Below are 26,916 nucleotides of genomic sequence, written 5' to 3'. Positions count from 1 at the left end.
CGTTCCCGTTCCCGTTCCACGGGAACGGGGCGCCGGGGCGGCCGTCGGCCGCCCCGGCCCCCCCGGGTCAGCCCTTCAGCTGCTTCTCGATCCCCACCAGGCGCACGCAGACCGTCAGGCCGTGCATGGCCTGCTCCAGGTCCTCCTGGCCGGGGTAGCTGGGCGCGATGCGGATGGTGGCGTCGTCCGGGTCGTCGCCGTAGGGGTGGGTGGCGCCGGCGGGGGTGAGCACGATGCCCGCCTCGGACGCCCGGCGGACGACCTCCTTGGCGCAGCCGTCCTGGACCCGCAGGGTGACGAAGTAGCCGCCCTTGGGCTCGGTCCACGTGGCCAGGCCGGTGCCGCCGAGCTCCGCCTCCAGGATCCGCTGCACGGCGTCGAACTTGGGCCGCAGCAGGTCGCGCTGGCGGTCCATGTGGGCGCGCACGCCCGCCTCGTCGCGCAGGAACTGCGCGTGGCGCAGCTGGTTGACCTTGTCGGGGCCGATGGAGCGCTTGCTGTTGTTGGCGAGCAGCCACTTGACGTTGGCGGGCGAGGAGCCGAAGAAGGCGACGCCGGAGCCGGCGAAGGTGATCTTCGAGCTGGACCCGAAGACGAACACCCGGTCGGGGTTGCCGCTGTCGGCGCACGCCGCGAGGACGTCGGCGATCTCGACGGGCTCGTCGGTGAGGTGGTGCGCGGCGTAGGCGTTGTCCCAGAAGATCCGGAAGTCGGGGGCGGCGGTCGGCATGGCCGCGAGGCGGGCCACGGTCTCGTCGCTGTAGCTGACGCCGTCCGGGTTGCTGTACTTGGGCACGCACCAGATGCCCTTGACCGCGGGGTCCGCGGCGGCCAGGCGCTCCACCTCGTCCATGTCGGGGCCCTCGGGGGTCATCGCGACCGGGATCATCTCGATGCCGAAGCGCTCGCACAGGGCGAAGTGGCGGTCGTAGCCGGGGACGGGGCACAGGAAGGCGATGCGCTCCTCGTCGACCCAGCGGCGCTCGGAGCCCGGCAGGACGCCGAGGAGTGCGTGCACGATGCTGTCGTGCATCAGCTCGAGGCTGGAGTTGCCGAGGGCGAGCAGCTGTCCGACCGGCGTCTGGAGGACCCCGGCGAAGATCTCGCGCAGCTCGGGCAGTCCCTGGAGCCCGCCGTAGTTGCGCACGTCCGTGCCGTCGGCGGCGGTGTGCGTGTCGCCGGGGAGGCCGAGCAGGGCCTCGGAGAGGTCCAGCTGCTCGGGCGCGGGCTTGCCCCGGGTGAGGTCCAGCGAGAGGCCGCGGGCGGCCAGGTCCGCGTAGTCCTTCTGGGCCCGCTCGAACTGCCCTTCCAGGGCGTCGTGGCTCTGCTCGGTGGTCATGGTGGAGTCCTCTCGCGGATACGTCGTGGGGCGCTGCCGAGGATACCGAGAAGGGAGGGGCCGCCGTTCACCGCCCGGGGCCCCGCCGCGGCCTCAGCGGCTGGTCGCGGGGCCGTCCGCCCCCAGCCGGCGCAGTCGCGGGGCCGCCTCGTCCCAGGCTCCGACGAGTTCCGCGGCGACCGCGACCATCTCCTCCTCGGCGATCCCCGGGCGGTAGACGGCGGAGCCGATGCCGAAGCCGGTGGCGCCCGCCTCGACCCACGCGCCCAGGGAGGCGGCGCCGATCCCGCCGACGGGGACGAGTTCGAGGTCGGCCGGCAGCACCGCGCGCCAGGCCTTCATCCCGTCGATGCCCACCTGGGTGGAGGGGAAGAGCTTGACCGCGCGGGCGCCGGCGTGCACGGCGGTGAACGCCTCGGTGACCGTGGCCACGCCGGGGTAGGAGTCCATGCCCAGCTCGACGGTCGCGCGGACGACGTCGGCGTCGACGTTGGGCGACACCACGATCTGACCGCCCGCGTCGTGCACGGAGCGCGCCTGCGCGGTGGTGAGGACGGTCCCGGCGCCCACCCGGGCGTCGTCGGGCAGCTCCTCGCGCAGGACCTCGATGGCGCGCAGGGGGTCCGGGGAGTTCAGGGGCACTTCCAGGGTGCGCATCCCGGTCTCGTAGAGGGCGGAGCCCACGCGGGCGGCGTCCGCGGCGGGCAGGCCGCGCAGGATGGCGATGAGCCCGCTGGGGCGGCGTGTGTCGGTCATGGTTCTCTCCGTGGGTCGTCCGGCCGTCCGGTCCCGCCGGTGTTCCACCGGCCGCGCGGACGGGGCGTGGGTCGTCAGGGGGCTGCGGGTGCGCGGTCCGCGTCGTCGGGTCCGGCCGTGCCGGAGCCGTCGCCGAGCAGTCCCGCGCGCCGGGCGAGGTGGGCCAGGGCGCGGGGGGTGGTCCCCGTGGCTCCGCGGGCGGAGGCCACGCCCACCCGGGAGAGCGCGCGCCCGTAGCGGTCGCACAGGTCGTCGGTCCCCAGGAGGAGGACGTCGCCCGTGCCGGGCGTGTCCGCACCGCCGCGGAGCTCGCCGCGGACCTCGCTGCCGATGACGAGGCCGGAGACGTAGTCGCCGACCTGGTCGGGCCGAAGCCGGCCGGTGACGACGAGGGAGCGGGCGGAGAAGAGGGTTCCGAGGAGCCCGGGGTCCCCGTCGGGGCCCATCGCCACGTCCAGGCCCCGCTCGTAGGCCTCCCACCGGTCGCCCTCCGCCGGCCGGGCGAGGCGGCCGAGGATGCTGTTCTCCATGAGCAGCGCGTAGACCTCGCCGCTCATGTGGGTGGTGAAGCCGGTGACGACGGAGCCGCGCAGCCGCACCCACTTGGCGTGGGTGCCGGGCAGGACGACGGTCCGTTCGCGTCCCCCGCCGGGCTGCGCGGTGGCGTCCCCCGCGACGTCGGCGAGCAGCGCGCCGACGACCTGGGTCTCCTCGCCGCGCAGGAGGCCGGGCAGGGGCCCCGGGGCGGTGAGCCCGGGCAGGATGTGGACCGGCCCCAGGGAGGACTCGACCCTGGTCAGGGGCAGCGCGGTCGCCAGCGGGTCGACCGGGAGCTCGACGTAGGGCGCCTGGGCCCAGCCCTGGTCGCTGCCGACCATGCCGCTCGCGACGACGGGCAGCGCCCGGGGGGCGGCCTCCGCCCAGTCCAGGCACAGGGAGCGCAGCACCCGGTCGAAGGCCTCTTCCCTGCTGTCGCCCGCCTCGCGCGCGCCGGCCGTGACGCGCATGACGCCGTCGTCCGTGGACCTGTGGTCGAGGACGGTTCCGTCCTCCGCCAGGAGGTAGGCGCGGCAGGAGCTGGTGCCCCAGTCCAGCGCCACGAGCCGGGCCGCCGAGTAGTCGTCCATCGCATCCGCTCCGTCGTGCCGTGGTCTGGCCTTATGCCGACAGGTAACGCGAGGCGTCCCACTTTGTCGAACACCGTCCCACATAGAGGGATGGACGGACGCCATGGGGGCCTGACCGGGGACGGGACCCGGCCCTTCCCGGACGCGGTGCGCGGCCCCGGCCGGGTCAGCCCCTCGGGGCGAGGATGCGGTGGGCCTGGTAGCCCAGGGCCAGGGCGACGCGGTCGGCGGCCTCGATGACGGTCCCGGCGAGCTCCGCCTCGCGGCGGTGCAGGTCGATCGCGCTGAGCGGCCCGGACACGGACAGGCCCGCGACGATCTCGCCGCTGGCGTCGCGGACGGGGGCGGCCACGCAGGCCCTCCCCAGGGCGAGCTCCTCGACCTCGGTGGCGTAGCCCCGTGCCCGGGAGCGCTCGATCTCCGCGTCCAGGGCGTCGTGGCCGGTGACGGTGGAGACGGTGTAGGCGTGGAGGTCGTCCCCGAGCAGGGCGCGGCGCTGCTCTGCGGTGCTCGACAGCAGCAGGCACTTGCCCAGGCCGGTGGCGTGCAGGGGGTTGCGGCTGCCCATGAGCACGTGGGCCTTGGGCGCCAGGGCCCCCTCGAAGTTGCACAGGTAGAACAGGGAGTCCCCGTCCCGGACCGCGACGTTGGCGCCGAGGCCGAGCTCCTGGGCCAGGCGCTGGGCCACGGGGCGGGCCTCGCGGTGCACGGGGTTGCCGTTGAGGAAGGCGGCGGCCAGCGACACGTGGTCCATGCCGAGGCGGAAGAACCCGCTGTCCTCGTCCTTGCCGATGAGGCGCGCGGACTCCAGGGTCGCCAGCAGCCGGGAGACGGTGGACTGTCCGATGCCGGTCAGCCGCGCGATGTCGGACACCCGAAGCTCGGGCTTTCCCTCCAGGAAGGCGCGGAGCACGCTGATCGCCCGCTCGACGGACTGGTTCCCACTCTGTTCGGCTGCCACCACGGTCCCATCGCATAAGTGATGCACTGTCCGCATCGTCATCTGCACTGTACGGGTACTCGGTTCGCCGTACCAAACACCCTGCTCACACCGCACCCGGCAGCGCCGGACCTCCTGTTGACGAGCACGGGGATGGGTTCTGGCACTGATCTTGTGGTTTGCTCACGAAGAGTTATGGGGGTCTGCGATTCTGAGCTGCGTGTGAACTTCAGGGGATCGAAGGGCTTCTTCCGCATCTGTCCGGGCTCGTGGTGGAAAGCGGGGAACGGACACCGGGGATGCTCCATCTCGTAGCTCGGGCGAGTTCCGCTGTCGAGGCCTGCCCAAGGTGTGGGACGGAGTCGACCCGCTTGCATGGCCGCTATGAACGCACCGTCCGCGACAGCACGGTCGGCGGAGCAGAGGTCGTGATCCGGGTGCGCATCCGCCGGTTCCGGTGTCTTGACCCGGCCTGTCCGGCAGTGACGTTCGCGGAACAGATACCCGGTTTGACCTCGCCTCATGGCCGGTTCAGCCTGCCGCGCAAGGAAGCCATGACCGCGATTGCGCGAGCGCTCGCCGGCCGTGCGGGGGCTCGGTTGGCCCAGCTGCTGGGGATGCCGGTCAACCGGATGACTTTGCTGCGCTCGCTGCGGGCGCTGCCCGATCCCGAGTTGGCCGCGGCGCCCTCGGCCCTGGGGGTGGACGACTTCGCGCTGAAACGCGGGAACGTCTACGGGACGGTCCTTCTGGACATGGGCACCCACCGGCCGGTCGATCTCCTGCCCGGTCGGACCTCCTCCGCGTTCGCGGCGTGGTTGAAGAAGCACCCCGGAGCACGGGTGATCTGCCGAGACCGCTCCGGGGCCTACGCCGACGGAGCCCGCGTCGGAGCACCCGAGGCTGTCCAGGTCGCCGGCCGCTTCCACCTGTGGCACAACCTCACCGAGGTGGCCGAGCGCGGCCTGGAGCCGATGCTGGGGCCAGTCCAGCGCGCGGCAGAGCGCGTGGGTGTGCAGAGGAGCGCCCGCGTGAGCGAGCGGGACCGGGACGCCCGCCGACAGGTCCGTGCCCCCGACGGCGGAGCTGCGGGCGCGGTGCACGGCGGTGGCGTTGTCGCGGTAGAAGGCGTAGGCGGCGCGGTCGGTGTCGGTGAGCCGGTACCCGGGGCGGACCCGGCCGTCGACGACTGGGGCGTCGGGGTCGATCCACCGCCACACGGTGCGCTCGCTGACTCCGCACCCGGCGGCCGCCAGCCGCACGTGCCGGGACGTGAGCGTTCCCGCCGTGGCGAGCTGACGCGACCGCGCGGTCGCCGCCTGCCTCTTCTCCGGATCGACCACTGCCCACCCCGCGCCGCACGGCTCCTTCGAGGTGAGTATGCGACGAAGGGAAGGTGCTTGTCCGGAGAACGCACACATCACCCGAAGTGACCGCGATCGGCCCCACGCCGTCGGCGGGTCGCGAGGCCGCGCCTGTCCACACCCCAAGGTGTTCTCGCAGATCAGAGGGGAGACCCATCCGGGCGTTCCGGGTGGCCTACCCGTCCTGCGTGGTTCATGCCCGCTCGTCCTGGTTCTGGCCGCCGACAACCCCCCGCATAGCGGCGGCGGGGGCGTCGCGGCAAGACAATCACGAACGAGGGCGTCCGTCGCGGCGAGTCACCCCCGTGTCGGTGTGCCGGGGCCGCGGTCAGCCGACCATCGCCCCTTTCCGGCTTATCTTGTCCGCCCCCTCAGGCGGACCGTGTTTCGTTGCCGGCACCGGTCGTGTCCAACACTGTGCGCATCGTCCATACCGGCGGCCCGCCGGGACGCTGGGAACGGTCGGTGACGCGGAAGCCGTACCGCTGGTAGAGGCTGACGTTGCGCTCCTCGGAGGTCTCCAGTCGCACGGCTCGGGCGCCCTGCCGTCCCGCTGCGTCAAGGCCGAACTCGATCAGGGCTCCCCCGAGCCCTTTGCCCTGGTGGTCTGGGTGGACTCCCAGGGTTTCCAGACTCCAGTCGTCGGGGTCCACGGGCCGCTGGTCGACGCCTGCCAGGCGGTCGATCCGGTCGCCGTACAGGGTGATGATCCGCTCGAGGGTTGCCTCGCCGGGCTCCGATGCGTCCGGAGGCAGGAGCGCGACCACCCCCTCACCGTGCTCGCTGACCGCAACGATCCCGTGGTTCAAGGCGTGTTTCAGGTAGAGGTGCTGGAGCTCGTGCAGCCGGGATGTGTAGTCGTCCTCGGGGATGACATAGCGCGTCCACGGGTAGTCGTCGAAGGCCGCGACCAAGGTGTCGACGACCGCGTCCAGGTCCTGGGGTGCGCCGAGGCGCAGGAACGAAGTCACGAAGGGTCCTCTTCTGGGGTGTGGGTGGGTGGGTGGCCGGGGCCGGAGTCAATGATTGCCCGCAGGGTGGTCAGGTGCCGGTTGAACGCGTCGTGGCCCGCGTCGGTGATACTGACCCATGTGCGGGTGCGTCTGCCCACGGCCTCCTTGCGGACGTCGACCAGGCCTGCTTCCAGGAGCACGGTAAGGGTCTGGGACAGGGTGGAGTCGCTGACCTCCAGGAGGTCGGCGAGAAAACGGAAGTCGGTCTCCTCCAGGTTCCGCAGCGCGGCTAGGAGCGAGAACCTCACCGGTGAGTGGATGAGCGCGTCCAGGTCCTTGCGCGGATGGCTCATCGACGCGAACTCGCCCACAGGCACGCCGCGATCGGGCTGGCCGCGACGGCGCCGGCCAGCACCCACCACCACGGCGAGGAGGCGCCCACGAGCTGGAGGGCGGGGTCGAGCATCAGGGTGTAGAGCGCGAACCACGTTGCCACGGCGATGCCCGTGTTGCGCAAGCCGTGGCGCGGTGCCGACAGGCTGTGGCGGTACGCGGTCGCCCAGACCGAGGCCGAGGCCAGCAGCAGGAGGGCGAACGCGGTCCAGTACGGAGCCCCGAACACGTCGATGGAGAGCGTGAAGGCCAGGGCGAACACGGTCTGCAGTGCCACGAACCACCGGAACCAGCGCACTGCGCGCAGCGCGCGGGCACCGGCCTCCTGGCTGGTGGACACACGGGAAACCGCATCATCATAGGTGAAGTGATTTTCTGCCATGCAACCACTTTACCACTCATAAAGTTATGATTGTGGGCGGACGACCCGCATCCGTCGCACGGGGCGGCTCTCGGGGGCGAGGGGATCGCTACAGGACCTAGGGCCAGACCCCGCCGGAGGCCACGGATCGATTGGGGCCCTCGGAGCTACTTACGGGTTACTGTCCTGTTGCCGGGCCTTCGGGAGAACCATGCCTGGTCAGTGCGCCTTGCGGAGGATGTGTGCGCAGGGGAAGCACTGACATGCCCGTGCTCGTGTCCACTGTCATGTTCGCGTTCGTCAACACCTCCGCCGCCGTACCCGTGCGGCACGGCCGGGCCGGGGCCCGCGCCCCTGCCGGGAGGCGCCCCGGCCCCTCAGGAGAACACCTGGAACTCCCGGACCCTGGCGACGTCGACCTCCGAGGCCGAGGGGTCGGTCACGACCAGCTGGACCCGGTCGACCTCGGCGGACGCGAACTCCACGACGCGCAGCTCCTCGGTGTTGCCGCTCACCGAGGCCAGGGTGGTCCAGCCCCCGCCGGGGGTGCGGCCGCGCACCTCGAAGTCCCGCAGGACGGTGGAGGCGGGGTCGGGCGCGTAGCCGCTGGCCACGCGGACCGCCGACACGTCCGCCACCGCGCCCGGGTCCACGGTGAGGGTGGGCTCGGCGTCGCCCTCGGCGGAGATCCAGCGCGAGGCGTCCGAGCAGTCGCCGTCCACGGCCCGGTCCCCTCCGCTGTCGGCGTCGCGCCGGGAGCTCACCGACGTGGCGCCGCCCAGGGCGAGGTTCTCGCCCAGGTCGGGGTCCTCGGACAGGCCCGAGACCAGCTCCTCCCACGTGCCGCCCCCGGAGGGCGTGCCCCGGGACAGGCCGATGCGGAACACCGAACCCCGCGTCCCCTCCGCCAGGGGCGCGCTGACGTAGAGGGTGTCGGCGCCGTCGGCGCCGGTGAGGGCGCTCAGCCGCTGGAGGCCGGGGCGCTCGGGCCCGGCCCGGTCGAGCAGCCACGGCCCGCTCCCGGACCGCTCCGCCCGCACCACCTGGCTGAACGCCCCCGCGCAGCGGCGGTGCTCGGCCACGAGGTAGACGCGGGTGGTGCCGTCGGCGTGCGTGGTGTCGATCGCCGCGGAGGTGTGCACGCCGCCCGCGCCCGCCTCGGCCAGCACCTCCCTCTCCCAGGCGGTCCCGGTCCAGCGCGCGTACCGGGCGTCGTAGCCGGAGAAGCCGTCCCCGGTGTCACGGTCGCGGAAGCGGTAGGCGACGCCGGCCAGGGAGCCCTCCGGGGTGAGCGCCAGTTTGGCGCTCTGGAGGGAGGGCGCCTGCGTGCCGATGTCCTCGCCCTCGGTGTAGGGCTGGTAGACGACCGCTCCCCCGGGGTCGGCCGCGGCGGGCAGCGCGACGGGGGCGCCCGCGGCGTCCGCCGCGGTCCCGGTCGCGGGGTCGTAGACGAGGTAGGAGCCCAGGTGGCGGGCGGTACTGGAGGGGAAGGGCCCCCACTCCCACAGCACGTGCACCCGTCCCCGGCCGTCCACCTCCAGGTCGTCGGGGTAGAACGCGTGGCCGGGGGCGGAGGCGACCGTGGTCTCGCGGGACCACTCCCCCGCCGCGTTGTCCCAGCGGTACAGGCGGCCGTGGCGCCTGTCGGCGGCGTCGGCCCTGACCAGCGCGTACACGTCGCCGCTCGCGTCGTCGCGGGCGGTCACCGGGTACGTGTAGGTCCCCCCGCCGTCGGGGAGGTCTGCGGCGGACTCCACGAGCGAGTCCACGTCGCCCGGGGCGGTGGAGCGGTAGTAGCGCCAGGCGTCGTTGTGCATGGACACGAAGGCGTGGACGCGGCCGTCGCCGTCCACCGTGATCGAGGGCTGGTTGTGCCCGATGTCGTCGGTGTAGGAGACGCAGTCGGCCCCGGCCCGGGCGCGCAGGCACCCGGAGGTCCACTCCCCCGAGGCGGTGCGCCGGGCGAGGTGGACCTCGTGGCGCCCGGCCTCGGAGGCGGGGGCGTTGAAGGCGAGGTAGTCGTGGCCGTCGACGGAGTCGATCGGCTTCCACCAGGCGGCCTGGTTGGAGGTGTCGACCGCGTAGGGCATCTCCTCGATGTCCGCGGGGGCCTCGGGCGGCGCGGCGAGCGCGCTTGCGGGGGCCGAGGCCAGGCCCGCGGCGAGGGCGGCGGCGGCCAGGGCCGGCAGGGTGCGTCCGGTTCTTCTCACAGGGGGTGTCCAGTCCGTGGTTCGGGGGGCGGGCGGGGCGGGCTGCCCCGGGGACTCCGGCGGGGCGGCGCGGGTCAGGGGGCGGCGTCGGCCGGGGCGCGCCGTCCGGCGGTCTCGCGGAGCCGGAGCACCGTGCCCAGGGAGATCGCGGCGACGAACATGATGTAGAAGGCCGGGCTGATGGGGGACCCCGTGGCCGCCACCAGCATTCCGGCGAGGTAGGGGGCCGTGCCGCCGAAGAGGGCGACGGCGATGTTGTAGGGGATCGCGATGGCGCCGTTGCGCGTGCGCGGGGGGAAGAGTTCGGCCATCGCCGCGCTGACCGCCCCGTCGAAGGCGGCGATGAGCACGCCGAGGAGGGCCATGGCCAGGAACGCGAGCGCGAAGCTGCCCTGGGACATGAGCCAGAAGGCGGGGTAGGACAGCAGCAGGAACCCGCCCGCGCCCGCGACGAGCAGCGGCTTGCGGCCCACCCTGTCGGACAGCGCCCCCATGAACGGCACCAGGACCGCGACCACGGCCAGGCACGCGGTGGTGACCTGGAAGGACTGCACCGAGCTGAAGCCCAGGGTCTGGGCGAGGTGGCTGGGCATGTAGGTCTGGAGCGTCCAGTGGGCGACGGCCTTGATGACGACCATGCCCGCGAGCAGGAGCATCGCGGTCCCGCCGGTGCGGAACGCCTCCCTGACGGGGGACTGCGCGATCTCGCCGAGCTTCTCCAGGCGGCGGAACTCCGGCGTGTCCTCCATGCGCACGCGCAGGTAGAGGCCGACCAGGCCGAGCGGGAGCGCGAGCAGGAAGGGGATGCGCCAGCCCCAGTCGCCCATGGCGGCGTCGCCCAGGACCGTGGTCAGCAGCAGGGCCAGCCCGGAGCCCGCGACGAAGGCCAGGAACCCGAAGGTGTCGATCCAGCTGGTGAGGAAGCCGCGCCGGCCGCGGGGGGCGTACTCGAACAGCAGGGTCGTGGCGCTGGCGGACTCGCCCCCGGCGGCGAAGCCCTGGACGAGCCGGGCGAGGACGAGCAGCAGCGGGGCGAGGGCGCCGACCGTGGCGTAGGTCGGCAGGACGCCGATGAGGAAGGTCGCCCCCGAGGTGATGAGGACGATCAGGGCGAGGACCTTCTGCCGTCCGATCCGGTCGCCCAGCGGTCCCCAGAAGAGGCCGCCGAGGGGGCGGACCACGAAGGAGACGGCGAACAGCGCGAACGTGGAGAGCAGCGCCGCGGTGGGGTCCCCGGGGGCGAAGAAGTTGGCCGCGATGCTGGTGGCGAGGGTTCCGTAGATCCCCATCTCGAACCACTCCACGAAGTGTCCGATGCCCGTGGCGAGCAGGACCTTCCTCGTCTCCCTCCGGGTGGGAGGGGCGACGTCCGCGGCGCGCACGTCGGATGTTCCTTCGGTCATGTCTACCTCGTCGTCCGTGTCGTCGGCCGGGGGTCCGGCCACGTGGCGGAAGGCCGGCGCCACCGCTATCGAGGGAGCGCGTTGCACCCTGTGTCTTATCCACCACGTCATTGCATGAGCCATGCAGTGTGTGCAACAGTGATTTAACTCAGTCGACATGTCAAGGGTCACATGGGAAGTTCGATGCGCATTCGTAACGTAGAGACGTTCGTCGTCAAGGTGCGGGGCCCAGCCGCCTACCTCGGCTCCCTCGCCGACGGCTCGGCGCTCACCGAGGAGCAGGGCTACCGGGTCCGCGAACCGTGGCTCAGCCTCTACTCCGCCCTCTTCGAGACCCTCCTGGTCCGCGTCGAGGCCGAGGACGGCACCGCCGGGTGGGGCGAGGCGCTGGCCCCCGTCGGCCCCGAGATCCCCGCGCAGGTGGTCGACGGGCTGCTCGCCCCGCAGCTCATCGGCGCCGACGCCACCGCGCCGCGCCCCGCCTGGGCGCGGCTGCGCTCGCTCATGCGCGAGCGGGGCCACCTGGTCGGCCACCAGGCCGACGCGCTCGCCGCCGTCGACATCGCCCTGTGGGACCTGGCCGGGAGGATCAGCGGACTCGGCGTGGCGGCCCTCCTCGGCGGCGCGCACCGCACCCGCGTGCCCACCTACGTGTCCGGACTCCCGAGCCCGGACGACGCCGGACGGGCCGACCTCGCCCGCCGGTGGCAGGAGCGGGGGGCCCGCACGGTCAAGCTCCACCTGGGCAACGGGGTGGACGCCGACCTGGCCACCGTCGACGCGGTGTCCGCGGCGGCGCCCGGCCTGGCCCTCGCCGTGGACGCGCACTGGCGCTACACGCCCTCCCAGGCCGCCCGGCTGGGGCGGGAGCTGGCCGACCGCGGGGCGGTGTTCCTGGAGGCCCCGCTCGCACCGGAGGACGTCGAGGGCCACCGCCGCCTCGCCGACCGGATCGAACTGCCCGTCGCCGTCGGGGAGACGCTGCGCAACCGCTACGAGTTCGCGCAGTGGCTGGCGGCGGGGGCCCTCGGCCTGGCCCAGCCCGACGTCGGCCGCACCGGCGTGACCGAGGCCGCCTCGATCGCCGAGGTGTGCTCGGCCCACCACGTGCCCGTCGCCCCGCACCACTCCGTCGGCCTGGGCCCCGCGCTCGCCGCCGGGGTGCACGTGAGCGCGGCGACGGAGTACTCCCCCTTCTTCGAGTACCAGCCGACCACCGTCGAGACCGCCGCCGAGCTGGGCTTCCACTTCGACGCGCACCCCGACGGCATCGGGCTCGGCTCCGGCCCCGGACTCGGCCTGGAGGTCGACGAGGAGCGCGTCCGCTCCGCCGCCGTCCGCCACCGCTCCACGCGGTGACCCCGCTCCGGCCCCGGAGCGGCCGCGCCCGGCGCCGCCCCCCCGGGGGACGGGCGGAGCGCACCGTCCGGCGCCGGGGGCGCAGCGCCCGCCCGCACCTGCCGGGCCGCCCGGCGCGGCGGCGCGCCGCCGCCCGCAGACCACGACCGACGAACCACCCACCCACCGGAAAAGAGGCGACCATGACCGCTCTCGGCGGACTCGTCCCCATCCTCGCCACCCCCTTCCACCCGGACGGAACCCTCGACGACGAGGGGCTGCGCCGGCTCGTCCGCTTCCAGTTGGCGTGCGGCGTCGACGGCCTCGCCGTGTTCGGCATGGCGAGCGAGGGCTTCGCCCTCACCGCCGACGAGCGGTCCCGGATCCTCGACGCGGTCGCCGAGGAGGCCTCGGGAGCGGTGCCGGTCGTCGCGGGGGTCAACGGGACCTCCGTCGAGACGGCCGTCGAGCAGGCGCGGGCCGCGGAGGCGGGCGGGGCGGACTCGCTGATGGTGCTGCCCCCGTACCTGGTCAAGCCCTCGGCCCGCCAGGTGGTGGAGTTCTACACCCGGGTGTGCGCCGCGACGGCGCTGGACGTGATGGTCCAGGACGCGCCCGGGGCGACGGGGGTGTCCATGGCTCCGGCCGTGATCGCCGAGATCGCCGCGCTGGACCGGGTCACGTCGGTCAAGGTCGAGTCGCCGCCCACCCCGGCCTCGACCGCCGCCGTGCGCGCCGCCCTGGACGCGCGGGGCGCCGACGCGGCCGTGCTGGGCGGCCAGAACGCCTTCTTCCTGCTGGAGGAGTACGGGGCCGGCGCCGTGGGCACCATGCCCGCCTGCGAGGTGAGCGACCTGCTGGGCGGCGTCCTCTCCCTGTGGGAGGGCGGGGACCGCCGCGCCGCGAGGCGCGCCTACGACCGGCTGCTGCCGCTGCTGCGCTTCGGCATGCAGGGCGGCGTCGCCTGGGCCGTGCACAAGGAGGTGCTGGTGGCCCGCGGCGTCATCGGCTCCGCCGCCGTGCGCCTGCCCGCCGCCCCGCTCGACCCGCGCACCGCCGCCGGGCTCGCCGCGATCCTGCACGACCTCGGCCTGCCCGACCACGACACCGTCGTGGCGGCGGCCCGGGGCGCGAACCCGTCGCCGCGCGCGGCGGGGACGGCGGACGCCGGTCCCGGTCGCGGGCCGGACGGCTCCGGGGCGCAGGCCGCGGGAGCTCCGAAGGCCGCGTCCGCCCCGGTGGGCGGGAGCGCTGCGGCGGCGGGCGGTGCGGGCCGATGAGCAGGCGCGTCCTCGTCGTCGGGGCCTCCTCCGACATCGGCCGGGCCGTCTCCCGGGCCTTCGCCTCCCGGGGCGACCGGGTCGCGGGCGTCTCCCTGGAGGAGTTCGACGACCCCTCGCTCGACCTCGCCCTGGCCGCCGACTGCGCGGACCCGGCGGGCGCGGCGGCAGCGGTCGCCGGGGCGGCCGAGGCCCTGGGCGGACTGGACGTCCTGGTCCCGGCGGCCGCGGCCATGCCCGTGGCCCCCGCCGAGCACACCAGCGACGAGCAGTGGCGCACGGCCGTGGACACCACCCTGGGCTCGGCGTTCTACACCTGCCGGGCGGCGCTCCCGCTGCTCGGCGAGGGGTCGGCGATCACGGCCGTCGGCTCGGTGAACGGCACGCTCGCGGCGCCCGGCCTGCCCGGCTACGCGGCGGCCAAGGCCGGCGTCGAGGGGCTCGTGCGCCAGCTCGCGCTGGAGTACGGGCCGCGGGGGGTGCGGGTGAACGCGGTCGCGCCGGGGCTCATCGGGGGCAGGGGGCTGGCCGCCGCCTCCGAGGGCTACCCGCTCGGCCGCACCGGCACGCCCGAGGAGGTCGCGCACGCGGTCGTGTTCCTGTCGGCCCCGGAGTCCTCCTTCGTCACCGGCGTGGTCCTGCCGGTGGACGGCGGGCTCTCCATCGCCTCCCCCGCCGCGTTCCTGCGCCCCGACCTGCGCGCCCGGTTCCTCCCCGGCACCGGGGACTGACCCCGGGCCGCCCACGGACCCCCGCCCGTCGGACGGCGGGCGGGGCCACCGCGGGGGCGTCGGGACCGGCCCGGCCTGGCCGGGGCCGCCCGGGTTCTCCCCCGCCGACCCGGCCTGAAGAAGTCCCCGCCGCCGGGCCCCGGCGGCCCGCCCGCCGGGGCCGGGTCCCCTTCTAGAAGGGGCGGTCCCCCACGATGGCGACGCGCTCGGCGATCCGGGGGTGGGGGTGGTAGTCGTTCACCGCGTAGTGCTGGGTGGCGCGGTTGTCCCAGAAGGCGACCGAGTCGCGCTCCCACCGGAAGCGCACCTGGAACTCCGGCGCGTGCGCCTGCTGGAACAGGAAGCGCAGGATCTCGTCGCTCTCGGCCCGCTCCATCCCGACGATGCGGGTCGTGAAGGAGACGTTGACGAACAGCGTCCTGCGCCCGGTCTCGGGGTGCGTGCGCACGACGGGGTGCTCGACCGGCGGGAACCGGTCCTGCCACTCCAGGAGCCTGCGCTCGTCCAGGAACCGCGAGAACCCCGGGATGACGTCGTGGACGGCGGTGCGGCCCTCGATGCGCTCCTTGACGGTGTCGGGCAGGTTGTCGTAGGCGGCGGCCATGTCGGCCCACAGGGTGTCGCCGCCCACGGGCGGGACCTCCACCAGGCGCAGGATCGCGCCCATGGCGGGCCGCTCCCTCCAGGTCACGTCGGTGTGCCAGACGTTCTCGTAGCTGGGAGGCGTCCCGCCCTTGGCGAACCGGGCGACGTGGGCGTCGTCCCCCTGGTCGATGAACGGGTTGGTCTCCAGCTCCCCCCACATCCGGGCGACGGCCTTCTGGCGCGCGGAGTCGATGGGCTGGTCGCGGAAGAAGACGACCTTGTACTCCAGGAGCGCGCGGTGGATCTCGGCGCGCAGCTCCTCGCCGATCTCCTCCCGCAGGTCCACGCCGTGGATCTCGGCGCCGATGAGGGCGCCGAGGGGTCGGACCTCGAACAGGCGGTAGGGCTGGGCGGACGCGCCCTCGGGGAGCCGGCGCAGTGTGCGCGGGCCCTCGACGAGCGCCGTGTCGACCGCGGCGCTGTCGCGCAGCCCCGTCGTGGTCTCGATCATCGCAGTCATGTTCCATACCTTTCCGATGGGAAAACAGGATAAACGGGGGGCGCCCACCGGGACCCGCGGCTCGCCGGGCGGCGGCCGGGGGACGGAGGCCCTGTTCACGGGCGGGGGCGGTCTGCGCGGAGGGCGTGAGACACGAGCCCCCGGACACCGGACCGGACGCCGCGCCGGGCACGGGGAGCGGACGGGACGGGACACGGAGACACGGCCCCGGGACCGGACCCGGCGGTCACCGGCGGAACGCCGGCACGGGTGCCGCCCGCGGGTCAGGCGCGGGGAGGGGAGCCCAGTCGGCCGCGGCGCAGGATGAGTCCCGGCGTGCCGCGGCGCTTCCGGTCGGGCCGGGCGGACCGGCGGGCGGTCGGGCGGTTCGACGGGAGGGCGTCCATGGGACCGACAGTGACGCATCGGGGCCGCCCCGTCAATGCCCTCCGCCGACAGGCGTCCGTACCCCGGCGCGGGCGCGGCGGGGCCCGGGCGTATGGACGGATGACCGGACAGGCGCGGATAGTCGCAGGTTGACCGTAAAGAACCTGGAATGCCAGGCAAACGACAGATGGTCATTCGGTGAATACTCAGTGTAGTAAAGGGGATATGGACATGAACGCGTCACCTGTTCGTTCGATCCCTGGACCTGCCCCTTCCAGGGCGAGGAGTCCCCCGTGCAAGAGCGATGGAACCGTGCCTCCGTTCCCCAGCCCTTCACCCGCTCCCGGCCGTCGTCGGGCGGGTGGCGCGTATGACCTTTCGGCGCCCGCGCCCGCGGAGACGGCGACCGGCCGGCACCGAGGCGCGCGGGGCGCTGGCTGCCCTGTGCGTCACCGTCACCGTCAGCCAGGGAGTGCTGTTCTACGCCTTCCCCGTGCTGGGACCGGCCATCGCCGAGGACACCGGCTGGTCCCTCCCGATCGTCATCGTCCTGTTCTCCGGCTCCCAGGTGATGGCGGGGCTCAGCGGCCCCTTCGTGGCCCGCTGGCTGCGCCTGCGCGGCCCGCGCGCGGTGATGACCGCGGCCGCGCTGCTCGGGGCCCTCGCCATCGTCGGGGTCGCCCTGGCCCCCGACCTGTGGTTCTTCGGCGCGGCCTGGCAGGTGGCGGGGATCGCCGTCGCCGGCCTCTCCTACCCGCCCGCCTTCGCCGCCCTGACCCGCTGGTACGGTCCGCGCCGGGTCCGGGCCCTGACCTTCCTCACCCTGGTCGGCGGCCTGGCCAGCACCGTCTTCGCGCCGCTGACCGCCGCGCTGGAGGCACAGGTCGGCTGGCGCGGCACCTACCTCGTCCTCGCGCTGATCCTGGCCCTGGTCGCGGTCCCGCTGCACGCCCTGGCCCTGTCCCGGCCCTGGAACCCCGCCCGGGCGGAGGACCGGATCCGCGACCGTACCGCCGTGCGCGCGGTGCTGCGCAGCGGCGCGTTCTGGGCGCTCACCACGGCGCTGGCCCTGGGCACCCTGACCGTGTACGCGGTGGTGGTCGCCATCGTCCCGCTCATGCAGGAGCGCGGCTACGGCACCACCGAGGCCGCCTGGGCGCTCGGCGTCGTGGGCGTGGGGCAGGTGCTGGGCCGCCTCGCCTACACCCCGCTGGCGCGGATCAGCGGGTCGGTCCACCGGATCGCGGTCGTGCTCCTGGCCTGCGCGGCGGCGACCGCACTGCTCGCCCTGGTCAGCGGACCGCTGTCCCTGGTCATCGGCGCCGCCGCGCTGGTGGGCTCCGCCAGGGGCGTGCTCACCCTGCTCCAGGCCACCGCCGTGGCGGACCGCTGGGGGGAGGCGCACTACACCACGCTCAACGGCGTCATGCACACCCCGCTCATGCTCACCATGGCGCTGGCCCCGGGGGCGTGCGCGCTGCTGTCGGGCCCGATGGGCGGCTACGCCGCCGTGTTCCTGCTGCTGGCGGGGCTCTCCGTGCTCGGCGCCGTCGTCGCCCTGGCCAGCGGCCCGAAACGCGCCAGACCTGCCCCGGCATGAGGCGGGGGACACCTCCGGCGGGCGTCGGGCCCCGGTGCGCCAGGGGCGAGGGCGGTCTCCCCGGACCGGGACCGGCACGGACGGCGCCTCCCGGGACCGCCCGCGTCCCGGAGGCACCCCTCCCCCACACCGGCCCCCTGAGTCCGATGAGGGGACCCTGTACAACCCGTTCCGCGGATGTCGGCCGGATGCGGGCATCACGGTTCCCGGCGACCGGCCTCGGGGAACAAGGGAAGCAGGATCCCGACCGCCGACAAGGACACCGTGACCCGCCCCACCTCCCCCGGTCGCGGGCACGGCGCACAACGACCCGAGGAGACACAGGTGAGCGAGCAGCCCCCCGAAGGCGGGATCGACGACCCCGCCGGGACCGAACCGGACGGCGGCATCAACGACCCGATGTCAGCCCCGGAGGGCGGGGTCGGAGACCCCCTCGGCTCCGGCCCCGAGACGGAGGGCGGGGTCGGGGACCCCGTCTGACACGGGAAGGACCGCCCCCGTCCACCGCGAGGCGGACGGGGGCGCGGTGCGTCCGGAACCTACCGCCCGCGTCCCGGAGGCACCCTCCCCCACACCGGCCCCGTCCGTTCCGTCACCGTATCCTCACGATCCGTGGCACAGGTCTTGACAGGTCTAGACCAGCTTGCTTAGGTGACGGCACCCCCTGCGGCGCGCGGTCGGACGTCGCGCCGCACCCTAGGAGTGTGACCCCGTGATCCGACGTCTCCTGAGCCAGCTGGCCGCGCTCGGCGCGCTCGCCGCTGTGCTCGCCGTCCTCCCCGCGTTCTCCGCACAGGCCGCCACCGCCTGCGCGACCGCCTGGAGCTCCTCCGCCGTCTACACCGGCGGCAGCCAGGCCTCGTACAACGGCCGCAACTACACCGCCAAGTGGTGGACGCAGAACGAGCGCCCCGGCGCCTCCGACGTCTGGACCGACCAGGGCGCCTGCGGCAACGGCGGCGAGGAGGAGCCCAACCCCGTCGCGTTCGTCGTCAGCGAGGCCCAGTTCAACCAGATGTTCCCGAACCGGAACTCCTTCTACACCTACAGCGGCCTCACCACCGCCCTCAGCTCCTACCCGGCCTTCGCCAACACCGGCAGCACCGAGGTGCGAAGGCGCGAGGCGGCCGCCTTCCTCGCCAACGTCAGCCACGAGACCGGCGGGCTGGTGCACATCAGGGAGACCAACGAGGCCAACTACCCGCACTACTGCGACTGGAACCAGCCCTTCGGCTGCCCGGCCGGCCAGGCCGCCTACTACGGACGCGGTCCGATCCAGCTCAGCTGGAACTACAACTACAAGGCCGCCGGCGACGCCCTGGGCATCGACCTGCTGAACAACCCCTACCTGGTCGAGCAGAACGCCTCGGTCGCCTGGCGGACCGGCCTCTGGTACTGGAACACCCAGAGCGGCCCCGGCACGATGACGCCCCACAACGCCATCGTCAACGGCCACGGCTTCGGCGAGACCATCCGCTCGATCAACGGCGCGATGGAGTGCAACGGCAACAACCCGGGGCAGGTCCAGAGCCGCATCAACAAGTTCACGGAGTTCACCCAGATCCTCGGCACCACCACCGGGGGGAACCTGAGCTGCTGATCCGACGGGCGCGGCGAAGCGCCCGCGGACCGCATCGGAGCGGGGGTGTCCCCGGCGACCGCCGGGGGCGCCTCCGCTCCGGTGTCCCGGGAGCAGGGGCCGGCCCCGCCGACCCTGTTCCCGACCCCGCCGGACGGCGCTCCGGGCCGTGCCTCCCCGCACCGTCCCGGCCCCGCGACCGGACGGCCCCCTCCCACGGGGCCCGCGCCCGTGGAGCACGACCGGGCCCGCGCACCGCCCCGGAACCCCTCGGAGGGCGCCCCGGGGTCAGCGCGCCCCGGCCGTGCCACCGGACGGCGCGAGCGCGCCGGAGAGCGCCGCGACGTGCTCGGGCACCCCGGTCCCGGGCGCCAGGCCGGGGTCGGGCTCGGGTGCGCCGAACACCTGGCGGACCGGCACGACGCCCGCCCAGACCGGCAGGCCGAGGTCGTCCTCGTCGTCCACGGGCGGGCCGGTCCGCACCTTCACTGAGGCCTCCTCCAACGACAGCGCCAGCACCCGTGTGGCGGCGAGCTCCTTGGCGGTGGGCGGGCGGACGGCGTCCCACCGCCCCGGCGCGAACTGCTCGGTCAGGGCCCGCAGCGCGGCCAGCGACTCCTCCTCGTCCCCGACCACGCGCGGCACGCCGTAGACCATGGCGGAGCGGTGGTTGAGGGAGTGGTTGAACGCGGACCGGGCCAGGACGAGGCCGTCCACGAGGGTCACGGTCACGCACACCTCCCCGCCGGCGCGCAGCGACCGGGCGCCGGTGGACCCGTGCAGGTAGAGGGTGTCGCCGATGCGGCCGTAACCGGTGGGGACCACCATGGGCGCGCCGTTCACGACGACGCCGAGGTGGCAGACCGACCCGGCGTCCAGGAGGTCGTAGAGGTCGGTGCGCGCGGTCCGGGCCTTGTGCTTGGCGCGGCCGAGTCTGGTGCGTTCCGTGGTCGAGAGCATGGAGCTAGCCTAGGAAGAAGTGGACTCCCCGAACACAGCCATTTCCTCCCTGAAACGGAAGACCACTTTGTCCCGACCGCCGGCCGACCCGCCCCTGCGCCTGGACCGCTCCAGCGCGGTGCCGCTCACCGTGCAGCTGTCCGACGCGCTGCGCGGCGCCATGTCCGAAGGGCTGCTCAGGCCGGGCGAGCGCCTGCCCTCCAGCAGGTCCCTCGCCGCGCAGCTGGGCGTCAGCCGGACCGTCGTGACCGAGGCCTTCCAGCAGCTGTACGCCGAGGGCTGGCTCGACGGACGGCACGGGTCGGGCACCTACGTCGCCGAGCACGCCTCCCCGTCGGCCCCGCCCTCCCCCGGCGCACCCGCGCCTCCGGGGGGCCGGCCGCCGCCCGCGGCGGGCCGGGCGCCCGAGCCGCGCCTGTCGCGGGCGGAGGCCCGGCGGCTGGGCATGGTCGACCTGCGTCCGGGCGTCCCCTGGGTGCGCTCGCACGACGGGGCCGCCTGGCGCAGGGCCTGGCGGCACGCGGCCTCCCTGCCGCTGGACGACGACCCCGACCCCCGCGGGCTCCCGCGGCTGCGCGAGGCGCTCGCCGAGCACCTGCGCCGGACCCGCGGCGTCCGGGTCGGCCCGCGGAACGTCCTGGTCACCCGCGGCACGGGCAACGGCCTGGACCTGCTCGCCGCGACGGTCCTGGCCCGGGGCGGGCGGGCGGGGGTCGAGGAGCCCGGCTACCAGAGGGCGCGCGACATCCTGGAGTCGCGCGGGGCGGAGGTCGTCCCCTGCCGGGTGGACCGGGACGGCATCGTCGTCGACGACCTGCCCGCCGACCTGTCCGTGGTCTACACGACGCCCGCCCACCAGTACCCGCTCGGCGGACGCCTCCCGGTCCCCCGCCGCGAGCGCCTGCTGGCCTGGGCGCGCAGCCGGGGCGCGCTGGTCGTCGAGGACGACTACGACGCCGAGTTCCGCTACGACGTGGCGCCGCTGCCCGCGCTGTACGGATTGGACCCCGGGCACGTGGTCCTGCTCGGCACCCTCTCCAAGACGCTGTCCCCGGACCTGGGGATCGGCTGGCTGGTCGCCGACGCCGCGCTGCTCGAACGCGTGGCCGGGACCCGCGACCGCCTGTCCGACCGCACCGGCGTCCAGGCCCAGGCGGCGACGGCCCTGCTGCTGGAGCGCGGCGACCTCGACCGGCACCTGCGCCGCATGCGCCTGGAGTACGCCCGCCGGCGGCGGACGCTGATCGACCACCTGGGCCCGTACCTGACCGGGGACACGGCGGGGCTGCACGTCATGCTGCCGCTGCCGGCCGACGCGGTCGCCGGGGTGGTGGCCGAGAGCGCGGAGCAGGGCGTCCTGGTGGAGGACACCTCGCGTGCGAGCCACGGCGAACCGACCGTCCACGGCCTGATCCTGGGCTACGGGGCCGCGCACCCGGCCGACCTGCGCAGGGCGTGCCGGGTCCTGGCCGGGGCCGTGGGCCGCCGCGCGGGGGGCGGCGGCCCGGCGGCCCGCTGAGCCCCCCGCCGTTCCGCGGAGGGAAGGGGCGTGGGCCCCGGGACACGGGGACCGGACCGCCGTCGGGAAGCAGTTCGGGCAGCGCTCCCCCGTGGGCCGGGGCCGGGCCCCGTCAGGCGGTGCGGGCCCGCCTCCTGCGGCGCGCCCCGACGGCGAGGTCCACCGCGAGGAACAGCAGCAGCGACACCCCCAGGACCGGCAGCAGGTACCCGACGGCCACCGCCACGGCGACGACCCCGACCCTGGCCCACGGCGGAGCCGCGCGCCACGCGCCGCGCGGGATCGGACGCCCCGTCGCGAACGCCCCGTCCCTGGTCGGACGGCGCTGCCACCACATGCGGTAGCCCCAGAAGATCATCGCCAGCAGCCCCAGGACGAGGACGGTCAGCAGCACCTGGTTGACCACCCCGAACAGCAGGCCCATGTGGAAGGCGATGCCCCAGGTGGACAGCTTGGCCATGAGGGGGTAGTCGGCGAAGCGCAGCTCCTCGACCACGGTGTCGGCGTGCGCGTCGACGGCGACCGCGTCCTGCTGGACCGGCCAGCTCTGGTCGGTCTCCCTGACGGTGAACGGCGCGCCGTCCTCCACCGGGAAGGAGACCTCGACCGGCCCTTCGAGACCGGCCGAGCGGGCCGTGTCCAGCACCGCGTCGACCTCGCCGGCCGGGTCGGCGGCCTCGTGTCCGGCGTGGTCCCCGTGGCCGGAGTGTCCTCCGTGGTCGGAGGGGGCGGGCGCGGAGAGCGCCGGGGTCTGCCAGCCGAACGCGCCCCGGATCCCGCCGATGTTCTCCCCGGCGAACTGGGACCAGGTCAGCCCGGTCGCGGACACCAGGAGGAGGCCGGCGAGCGCCCAGGTCCCGACGGACCCGTGCCAGGAGAGCGTCCTGGCGCGCCCGGCGGCCGAGCGCCGGGGCAGCAGGACGCGGCGCGCGCGGCGGTTGCGCCGGCCGCGGGAGAGCCACAGGGCGAGGCCGCCGAGGGCGACCGCCCACAGCCAGCTCGCGGCGAGCTCGCTGTACAGGCGGCCGGCGTCGCCCAGGTGCAGGGTCCGGTGGAACTCGGAGAGCCAGGACCGCACCGGGAGCGACGCGCTGCTGCCGTAGCTGGTCGAGTCGCCGACGACCTCCCCGGTGTGGGGGTCGACGAAGACCGCCAGGCGGTAGCTCGCGGAGAGGCCCTCCGCGTCGAAGAGCACGCGCGTGGTCAGTCCCGGTCCGACGGAGGGGCGCACGGCGCTCGGCTCCGCCTCCGGGTGTGCGGCGAAGGCCGCCTCGACCTGCTGTGAGAGCGGGACGGCGGTGTCCGCCGGTTCGACGGTGAGCAGGTCGGCGTGGACCGCTTGTTCGAGTTGGGGCGTGTAGACGTACAGGAGCCCGGTCAGGGCTGCCACCACGATGAACGGGGCGACGAGGACGGCTGCGTAGAAGTGCATCCGTAGGACCAGGGGGCGTAGGGAGGACCACAGGGTGCGGGCGGGGGCGGGCGTAGCGGGATCGGCGGAGGAGGCGGGAGCTGCGGGATCGCCGGGGACGGCGGGATCGGGCGTGGCGGAGACGGGGGGTGCGGGCTCGCCGGGGACGGGGGCGCCCGCCGCGGGCTCGTGGGGGTCGGAGGTGTCGTTTCTTCGCATGGGTCGGGGCCTTCTGCTGATCTCCCCGCTCCCCCGTGGGGGACGCGGGCACGGGTGGCGGCGCCGGCGCGCGGGGCGTCGGCGGGGGCCGGGCGCAGGGCGCGCGGCAGGCGTCGTGGTGTCGATCAGGGAAGGGCCGGGGGCCCGCGCACGAGGCGGACGCACCGCTGTCCCGGGCGGGGGGCGGGCACACCGGTGCGGGCGAAGCGCGGCGGGCCGGGGAGCACGACCGTGCGGGGGCGTGCGAGGAGGACGAGGAGCACTCCCCGCAGGAGCGCGTCCAGGAACCCGAGGAGGTCGAAGAGGGCGCGTTCGCCCTGGCGCAGCCACCACGCGCTCACGAGCCCGGCCGCGGCGTGGGCGAGCAGCATGTCGGCTCCGGCCCCGGACGCGCCTTCGGGGAGGGCGGCGTGCGCGGCGGCGTGCCCGTGGCCCGTCCCGCCCGGCGCGGTCGCCCCGGACGGGGAGGCGAGGGTGAACACCAGGTGCAGTGCGGCCTGGCCCCACAGCATCCGGGCGGCGAGCGCGCCCAGGCCCTGTTCGGAGCGGGCCGCGCCGTGGGCGAGCGCGAGGGCCAGCACGCCCCCCAGGGCCAGGGCGAGCGGGGGCACGCCGTGCCCGGAGGAGAGGCTGTGCCCGGTGGCGGAGACGCCCACGCACACCCCCGCGAACACCGCGGAGCGCGGCAGCCGGGGCGGGGCGGGCGTCGACATGGCTGCCATTGTGCACGGGCGGCGGTTGCGTGGCTATACGTGTACCCGGGGTGATTCCGGCCGGGCCCCCGCGCTCGCGGCCTCGCCGGAACCCCTGCGGGTCCGACGTTCTACCCCCTTGTCCCTTTCGGGCCCTTTTCGCCCTTCGGACCGGCGAATCCGTGCCCCGATCACGTGCGCGAGTGGTGCAATTCAAGCCTAGAATGATAACCATTGTCATTATCGCGCATATCGGAAGGGAGACCCGGTGCGCCAACTGTCCGTCCCCCCGGACGAACCACGGCAGGCACACAGTCCCGACCCCCGCTCCGCTTCCACCCCCGCCCCGGCGGGCCCGCGCCGGGTCCGCCGCCTGTCCACCCCCGCCGGCGCCGCGCTGGCCGCGGTCGTGCTCGGCGCCGTCCTGGCCGTGTCGATGGTCCTGGCGATCGGACTGGGTTCGGCGCTCGTCCCGCCCGGCGAGACCGTGCGCTACCTGTGGGCGGCCCTCACCGGCGGCGCCATCCAGGCCGACGAGGTCGTCCGGTACCAGATCATCTGGCAGATCCGGACGCCGCGCGTGATCCTCGCCGCCCTGGTCGGCGCCGGCCTCGGCGTCGTCGGCGTCGCCGTCCAGGCGATGGTGCGCAACGCGCTCGCCGACCCCTACATCCTCGGCGTCTCCTCCGGGGCCTCCGTGGGCGCCGTCCTCGTCGGCGTGTTCGGGGCCCTCTCGGCCCTGGGCGTCTACGCGGTCTCCGCCGGCGCCTTCCTCGGGGCCCTCGTCGCCACCCTCCTCGTCTACCTCATCGCCTACTCCCGGACGGGGGTGACACCGCTGCGCCTGGTGCTGACCGGTGTCGCCCTGTCCTTCGGGTTCCAGGCGGTCATGAGCGTGATCATCTACCTCGCCCCCAGCAGCGAGGCCACGAGCACGGTCCTGTTCTGGTCCATGGGGAGCTTCGGCGCGGCCACCTGGGGCTCCCTCCCCGTGGTCGCGGCGGTGGTCGTCCTCGGGGCGGTGATGCTCCGCGGCCTGGCACGCCCGCTCGACGTCATGGCGCTGGGCGACGAGACGGCGGCCAGCCTGGGCATCGGCGCGGACCGGCTGCGCCGGTGGCTCTTCGCCCTGACCGCCGTCATGACCGGGGCCATGGTCGCGGTGAGCGGGGCGATCGGGTTCGTCGGCCTCGTCATCCCGCACATCGTGCGCATGCTCGTGGGCGCCGACCACCGCCGGGTCCTCACCGTCGCCCCGCTGGTCGGCGCGGTCTTCATGGTGTGGGTCGACCTCGCGTCCCGCGTGGCCGCGGCCCCCCGCGAGCTCCCGCTGGGCGTCATCACCGCCCTGATCGGCGTCCCGGTGTTCATCACCCTGATGCGCCGCAGGGGCTACCTGTTCGGAGGACGCTGATGGACCTGCGCCTCGACGGCCTGTCCGTCGAACTCGGCGGCGAACCGATCGTCCGCGCGCTGACACTGGACGTCCCCGACGGGCAGGTGGTGGGGCTGGTCGGCCCCAACGGCTCGGGCAAGTCCACCGCCCTGCGCTGCGTGTACCGGGCCCTGCGCCCCGACGCGGGCCGGGTGTGGCTGGGGGCGGAGGACCTGTCCTCCCTCAGCCTGCGCCTGAGCGCCCAACGGGTCGCGGCGCTGACCCAGGAGAGCGGCAGCGACCTGGACTTCACCGTGGAGGAGGTCGTGGCCCTGGGCCGCGCCCCCCACCTGCGGGGCAACCAGGCGCTCAGCGCCCGCGAGCGCGACCTGTGCCGCAACGCCATGGAGCTCCTGGACGTGGCGCACCTCGCGCACCGGGGCGTGCTCGAACTGTCCGGCGGGGAGCGCCAGCGGGTCCTGGTGGCCCGCGCCCTGGCCCAGGAGCCCCGGGTGCTCGTCCTGGACGAGCCCACCAACCACCTCGACGTCCGGCACCAGGTCGAACTCCTGTCCCTCGTACGGGGGGCCGGGATCACGGTGCTCGTGGTCCTGCACGACCTCAACCTGGCGTCGGCCGCCTGCGACCGGATCGGTGTGCTCTCCGAGGGCGCCCTGGTGGCCGCGGGCACCCCCGACGAGGTCCTGACCCCCGCCCTGCTCCGCGAGGTCTTCGGCATCGAGGCCTCGGTGGTGCCCCACCCCCTGACCGGCGACCCCCAGGTGCTGTACCGGCTCCCTCCCCGTCCAGGCCACCTGGACTCCGTGATGTCGAGAAAGGCGTCCCATGACGACCAGCGTTCGTGAAGGCAGTTCCCCCTGGCGGTCCGTGCTCCCCGTGGCGGCCGTCTCCGTCCTCCTCGCCGGGTGCGGCGCCCAGGTCCAGGAGGGCTCGGCGGCCGCGGACACGGTGACCGTGGAGCGCTGCGGCGAGGAGGTGGAGTACACGACCCCGCAGCGCGCCGTCGCCTACGAGGGCGGCAGCGCCGACAAGCTGTTCGCCCTCGGGCTGGCCGACCAGGTGCACGGCTACGTGATGCCGCCGGCCAACCCGCCGGTGGAGGAGTCCCCCTGGGCGGAGGACTACGCGAGCGTCGAGTTCCTCGGCGACGACCTCCTCGACCGCGAGACGGTCGTGGACGCCGAGGCGGACCTGGTGGTCGCGGGCTGGAACTCCGGGTTCAGCGACCAGCGCGGCATCACCCCCGAGATCCTGGACGGCATCGGGATCCAGAGCTTCATGCACGCCGAGTCCTGCTTCAACTACCCGGGCTTCCCCGAACGCGTCACCCCCTTCGAGGGCCTCTACACGGACCTGGACCGGCTGGGCCGGATCTTCGGGGTCGAGGAGCGGGCGACGGAGCTCGTGGAGGGCTACAGGGAGCGGGTCGCGGCGGTGGAGGAGCAGGTGCCCGAGGGCGACCCGGTTCCCGTCTTCCTGTACGACTCGGGCGCCGACCAGCCCTTCACCGCCGGCAGCCAGGTGCCGCCGAACGACATCATCTCCTCTGCCGGGGGCGAGAACATCTTCGGCGACCTCGACGAGCGGTGGACCCAGGTCGGCTGGGAGGCGGTCGTGGAGGCCGAGCCGGAGGTCGTCATCATCCTCGACTACGGCGACCAGCCCGCCCAGGAGAAGATCGACTTCCTGACCTCGTTCCCCGCCATGTCCGAGGTCCCGGCGGTGGTCGAGGAGAACTTCTTCGTCCTGGACTACAACGAGGGCATCTCCGGCCCGCGCAACATCGACGGACTGGAGAGTTTCGCCGAGTACCTGCGGGAGCTGGAGCGGGGCTGAGCCCGGTCCGGCCGTGAGGCGCACCGGCCCCGCGATCG

24 protein-coding genes are annotated in these 26,916 nt (G+C 74.4%); 11 read left to right on the top strand and 13 right to left on the bottom strand.

Features of this window, described 5'->3' with window-relative positions:
- Nucleotides 1-67: 67 nt before the first annotated feature.
- From OUQ99_RS13185 to OUQ99_RS13170, 4 genes are all read right to left on the bottom strand, one after another.
- Nucleotides 68-1,339: an aminotransferase class I/II-fold pyridoxal phosphate-dependent enzyme gene (locus OUQ99_RS13185; protein ID WP_267949733.1), complete on the bottom strand. Its 1,272-nt coding sequence runs from the start codon at nucleotides 1,337-1,339 to the stop codon at nucleotides 68-70.
- Nucleotides 1,340-1,432: 93 nt separating this feature from the next.
- Entirely contained in the window at nucleotides 1,433-2,095 is a 663-nt protein-coding gene (locus tag OUQ99_RS13180) for a 2-dehydro-3-deoxy-6-phosphogalactonate aldolase (RefSeq protein WP_267949732.1), read from the bottom strand.
- Nucleotides 2,096-2,169: 74 nt separating this feature from the next.
- Complete coding sequence (locus OUQ99_RS13175; protein WP_267949731.1) at nucleotides 2,170-3,222, bottom strand: 2-dehydro-3-deoxygalactonokinase; 1,053 nt, start codon at nucleotides 3,220-3,222, stop codon at nucleotides 2,170-2,172.
- Between the two features lie 166 nt (nucleotides 3,223-3,388).
- Nucleotides 3,389-4,183: an IclR family transcriptional regulator gene (locus tag OUQ99_RS13170; protein ID WP_267949730.1), complete on the bottom strand. Its 795-nt coding sequence runs from the start codon at nucleotides 4,181-4,183 to the stop codon at nucleotides 3,389-3,391.
- Between the two features lie 278 nt (nucleotides 4,184-4,461).
- Here OUQ99_RS13170 and OUQ99_RS13165 point away from each other — a divergent pair, with 278 nt between their 5' ends.
- Nucleotides 4,462-5,595, top strand: coding sequence for an ISL3 family transposase (locus OUQ99_RS13165; protein ID WP_267949729.1), 1,134 nt, complete (start codon nucleotides 4,462-4,464; stop codon nucleotides 5,593-5,595).
- Between the two features lie 302 nt (nucleotides 5,596-5,897).
- On the opposite strand, the gene OUQ99_RS13160 is transcribed toward OUQ99_RS13165, so the two are convergent.
- From OUQ99_RS13160 to OUQ99_RS13140, 5 genes are all read right to left on the bottom strand, one after another.
- Complete coding sequence (locus OUQ99_RS13160; RefSeq protein WP_267949728.1) at nucleotides 5,898-6,497, bottom strand: GNAT family N-acetyltransferase; 600 nt, start codon at nucleotides 6,495-6,497, stop codon at nucleotides 5,898-5,900.
- A complete protein-coding gene (locus tag OUQ99_RS13155; protein WP_267949727.1) occupies nucleotides 6,494-6,832 on the bottom strand; it encodes a transcriptional regulator in 339 nt (112 codons plus the stop codon). The genes OUQ99_RS13160 and OUQ99_RS13155 overlap by 4 nt, the downstream gene beginning before the upstream one ends.
- A complete protein-coding gene (locus OUQ99_RS13150) occupies nucleotides 6,829-7,254 on the bottom strand; it encodes a hypothetical protein (RefSeq protein ID WP_267949726.1) in 426 nt (141 codons plus the stop codon). The genes OUQ99_RS13155 and OUQ99_RS13150 overlap by 4 nt, the downstream gene beginning before the upstream one ends.
- A gap of 356 nt (nucleotides 7,255-7,610) precedes the next feature.
- A complete protein-coding gene (locus tag OUQ99_RS13145) occupies nucleotides 7,611-9,443 on the bottom strand; it encodes a BNR-4 repeat-containing protein (protein WP_267949725.1) in 1,833 nt (610 codons plus the stop codon).
- Nucleotides 9,444-9,517: 74 nt separating this feature from the next.
- Entirely contained in the window at nucleotides 9,518-10,846 is a 1,329-nt protein-coding gene (locus OUQ99_RS13140; protein WP_267949724.1) for an MFS transporter, read from the bottom strand.
- Nucleotides 10,847-11,029: 183 nt separating this feature from the next.
- Here OUQ99_RS13140 and OUQ99_RS13135 point away from each other — a divergent pair, with 183 nt between their 5' ends.
- The 3 genes from OUQ99_RS13135 to OUQ99_RS13125 all read left to right on the top strand — a co-directional run bounded on the left by OUQ99_RS13135 (nucleotide 11,030) and on the right by OUQ99_RS13125 (nucleotide 14,195).
- Nucleotides 11,030-12,205 carry a mandelate racemase/muconate lactonizing enzyme family protein gene (locus OUQ99_RS13135; RefSeq protein ID WP_267949723.1) on the top strand — a complete coding sequence of 392 codons (1,176 nt, stop codon included), beginning with the start codon at nucleotides 11,030-11,032 and terminating at the stop codon, nucleotides 12,203-12,205.
- A gap of 182 nt (nucleotides 12,206-12,387) precedes the next feature.
- The gene (locus tag OUQ99_RS13130) at nucleotides 12,388-13,464 is read left to right on the top strand and encodes a dihydrodipicolinate synthase family protein (protein ID WP_267949722.1); all 1,077 of its coding nucleotides are present in this window, start codon (nucleotides 12,388-12,390) and stop codon (nucleotides 13,462-13,464) included.
- The gene (locus OUQ99_RS13125; protein ID WP_267949721.1) at nucleotides 13,461-14,195 is read left to right on the top strand and encodes an SDR family NAD(P)-dependent oxidoreductase; all 735 of its coding nucleotides are present in this window, start codon (nucleotides 13,461-13,463) and stop codon (nucleotides 14,193-14,195) included. The genes OUQ99_RS13130 and OUQ99_RS13125 overlap by 4 nt, the downstream gene beginning before the upstream one ends.
- A gap of 172 nt (nucleotides 14,196-14,367) precedes the next feature.
- Here OUQ99_RS13125 and OUQ99_RS13120 read toward each other — a convergent pair whose 3' ends face one another.
- Nucleotides 14,368-15,300: a TauD/TfdA dioxygenase family protein gene (locus OUQ99_RS13120; RefSeq protein WP_267949720.1), complete on the bottom strand. Its 933-nt coding sequence runs from the start codon at nucleotides 15,298-15,300 to the stop codon at nucleotides 14,368-14,370.
- Nucleotides 15,301-16,036: 736 nt separating this feature from the next.
- On the opposite strand from OUQ99_RS13120, the gene OUQ99_RS13115 reads away from it, so the two are divergent.
- The 3 genes from OUQ99_RS13115 (at nucleotide 16,037) to OUQ99_RS13105 (ending at nucleotide 18,866) form a co-directional block, all read left to right on the top strand.
- Nucleotides 16,037-17,266: an MFS transporter gene (locus tag OUQ99_RS13115; protein WP_267949719.1), complete on the top strand. Its 1,230-nt coding sequence runs from the start codon at nucleotides 16,037-16,039 to the stop codon at nucleotides 17,264-17,266.
- A gap of 324 nt (nucleotides 17,267-17,590) precedes the next feature.
- Nucleotides 17,591-17,746, top strand: a complete 156-nt coding sequence (locus tag OUQ99_RS13110) for a hypothetical protein (protein ID WP_267949718.1) — start codon at nucleotides 17,591-17,593, stop codon at nucleotides 17,744-17,746.
- A gap of 232 nt (nucleotides 17,747-17,978) precedes the next feature.
- Nucleotides 17,979-18,866: a glycoside hydrolase family 19 protein gene (locus tag OUQ99_RS13105; RefSeq protein ID WP_267949717.1), complete on the top strand. Its 888-nt coding sequence runs from the start codon at nucleotides 17,979-17,981 to the stop codon at nucleotides 18,864-18,866.
- A 267-nt stretch (nucleotides 18,867-19,133) separates the two neighbouring features.
- Here the strand turns inward: OUQ99_RS13105 and OUQ99_RS13100 are convergent, their stop codons facing one another.
- A complete protein-coding gene (locus tag OUQ99_RS13100) occupies nucleotides 19,134-19,805 on the bottom strand; it encodes a pyridoxamine 5'-phosphate oxidase family protein (RefSeq protein WP_267949716.1) in 672 nt (223 codons plus the stop codon).
- A 67-nt stretch (nucleotides 19,806-19,872) separates the two neighbouring features.
- Here OUQ99_RS13100 and OUQ99_RS13095 point away from each other — a divergent pair, with 67 nt between their 5' ends.
- Entirely contained in the window at nucleotides 19,873-21,324 is a 1,452-nt protein-coding gene (locus OUQ99_RS13095; RefSeq protein WP_267949715.1) for a PLP-dependent aminotransferase family protein, read from the top strand.
- 112 nt (nucleotides 21,325-21,436) lie between these two features.
- On the opposite strand, the gene OUQ99_RS13090 is transcribed toward OUQ99_RS13095, so the two are convergent.
- Together OUQ99_RS13090 and OUQ99_RS13085 are read right to left on the bottom strand one after the other, a co-directional pair.
- Nucleotides 21,437-22,954 (bottom strand): PepSY-associated TM helix domain-containing protein, encoded by a 1,518-nt coding sequence (locus OUQ99_RS13090; RefSeq protein ID WP_431061504.1) that lies wholly within the window; start codon nucleotides 22,952-22,954, stop codon nucleotides 21,437-21,439.
- Nucleotides 22,955-23,079: 125 nt separating this feature from the next.
- Complete coding sequence (locus OUQ99_RS13085; protein WP_267949714.1) at nucleotides 23,080-23,667, bottom strand: hypothetical protein; 588 nt, start codon at nucleotides 23,665-23,667, stop codon at nucleotides 23,080-23,082.
- A 352-nt stretch (nucleotides 23,668-24,019) separates the two neighbouring features.
- Here OUQ99_RS13085 and OUQ99_RS13080 point away from each other — a divergent pair, with 352 nt between their 5' ends.
- Genes OUQ99_RS13080 through OUQ99_RS13070 form a run of 3 tightly spaced genes read left to right on the top strand, consistent with a single transcriptional unit; the run spans nucleotide 24,020 to nucleotide 26,878 of the window.
- The gene (locus OUQ99_RS13080) at nucleotides 24,020-25,060 is read left to right on the top strand and encodes a FecCD family ABC transporter permease (RefSeq protein WP_267950366.1); all 1,041 of its coding nucleotides are present in this window, start codon (nucleotides 24,020-24,022) and stop codon (nucleotides 25,058-25,060) included.
- Nucleotides 25,060-25,887 (top strand): ABC transporter ATP-binding protein, encoded by an 828-nt coding sequence (locus tag OUQ99_RS13075; RefSeq protein ID WP_267949713.1) that lies wholly within the window; start codon nucleotides 25,060-25,062, stop codon nucleotides 25,885-25,887. Before OUQ99_RS13080 ends, OUQ99_RS13075 begins: the two co-directional genes overlap by 1 nt.
- On the top strand, nucleotides 25,868-26,878 hold the full coding sequence (locus OUQ99_RS13070) for an ABC transporter substrate-binding protein (RefSeq protein ID WP_267949712.1): 1,011 nt from the start codon (nucleotides 25,868-25,870) through the stop codon (nucleotides 26,876-26,878). The genes OUQ99_RS13075 and OUQ99_RS13070 overlap by 20 nt, the downstream gene beginning before the upstream one ends.
- The last annotated feature ends 38 nt before the right edge of the window (nucleotides 26,879-26,916 follow it).

The organism is Streptomonospora nanhaiensis, from assembly GCF_026642255.1.
GTDB lineage: Bacteria > Actinomycetota > Actinomycetes > Streptosporangiales > Streptosporangiaceae > Nocardiopsis > Nocardiopsis tropica.
The sequence above is the reverse complement of the archived record's forward strand: the minus strand, read 5'-3'. Positions and strand labels throughout refer to the sequence as shown.

Coding starts and splice junctions, on each gene's coding strand:
- OUQ99_RS13130 (WP_267949722.1), top strand. CDS start 12,388: ATGACCGCTCTCGGCGGACTCGTCCCCATCCTCGCCACCCCCTTCCAC.
- OUQ99_RS13070 (WP_267949712.1), top strand. CDS start 25,868: ATGACGACCAGCGTTCGTGAAGGCAGTTCCCCCTGGCGGTCCGTGCTC.
- OUQ99_RS13085 (WP_267949714.1), bottom strand. CDS start 23,667: ATGTCGACGCCCGCCCCGCCCCGGCTGCCGCGCTCCGCGGTGTTCGCG.
- OUQ99_RS13165 (WP_267949729.1), top strand. CDS start 4,462: ATGCTCCATCTCGTAGCTCGGGCGAGTTCCGCTGTCGAGGCCTGCCCA.
- OUQ99_RS13185 (WP_267949733.1), bottom strand. CDS start 1,339: ATGACCACCGAGCAGAGCCACGACGCCCTGGAAGGGCAGTTCGAGCGG.
- OUQ99_RS13135 (WP_267949723.1), top strand. CDS start 11,030: ATGCGCATTCGTAACGTAGAGACGTTCGTCGTCAAGGTGCGGGGCCCA.
- OUQ99_RS13100 (WP_267949716.1), bottom strand. CDS start 19,805: ATGCTCTCGACCACGGAACGCACCAGACTCGGCCGCGCCAAGCACAAG.
- OUQ99_RS13115 (WP_267949719.1), top strand. CDS start 16,037: ATGACCTTTCGGCGCCCGCGCCCGCGGAGACGGCGACCGGCCGGCACC.
- OUQ99_RS13125 (WP_267949721.1), top strand. CDS start 13,461: ATGAGCAGGCGCGTCCTCGTCGTCGGGGCCTCCTCCGACATCGGCCGG.
- OUQ99_RS13140 (WP_267949724.1), bottom strand. CDS start 10,846: ATGACCGAAGGAACATCCGACGTGCGCGCCGCGGACGTCGCCCCTCCC.
- OUQ99_RS13175 (WP_267949731.1), bottom strand. CDS start 3,222: ATGGACGACTACTCGGCGGCCCGGCTCGTGGCGCTGGACTGGGGCACC.
- OUQ99_RS13155 (WP_267949727.1), bottom strand. CDS start 6,832: ATGAGCCATCCGCGCAAGGACCTGGACGCGCTCATCCACTCACCGGTG.
- OUQ99_RS13120 (WP_267949720.1), bottom strand. CDS start 15,300: ATGACTGCGATGATCGAGACCACGACGGGGCTGCGCGACAGCGCCGCG.
- OUQ99_RS13075 (WP_267949713.1), top strand. CDS start 25,060: ATGGACCTGCGCCTCGACGGCCTGTCCGTCGAACTCGGCGGCGAACCG.
- OUQ99_RS13180 (WP_267949732.1), bottom strand. CDS start 2,095: ATGACCGACACACGCCGCCCCAGCGGGCTCATCGCCATCCTGCGCGGC.
- OUQ99_RS13090 (WP_431061504.1), bottom strand. CDS start 22,954: ATGCGAAGAAACGACACCTCCGACCCCCACGAGCCCGCGGCGGGCGCC.
- OUQ99_RS13150 (WP_267949726.1), bottom strand. CDS start 7,254: ATGGCAGAAAATCACTTCACCTATGATGATGCGGTTTCCCGTGTGTCC.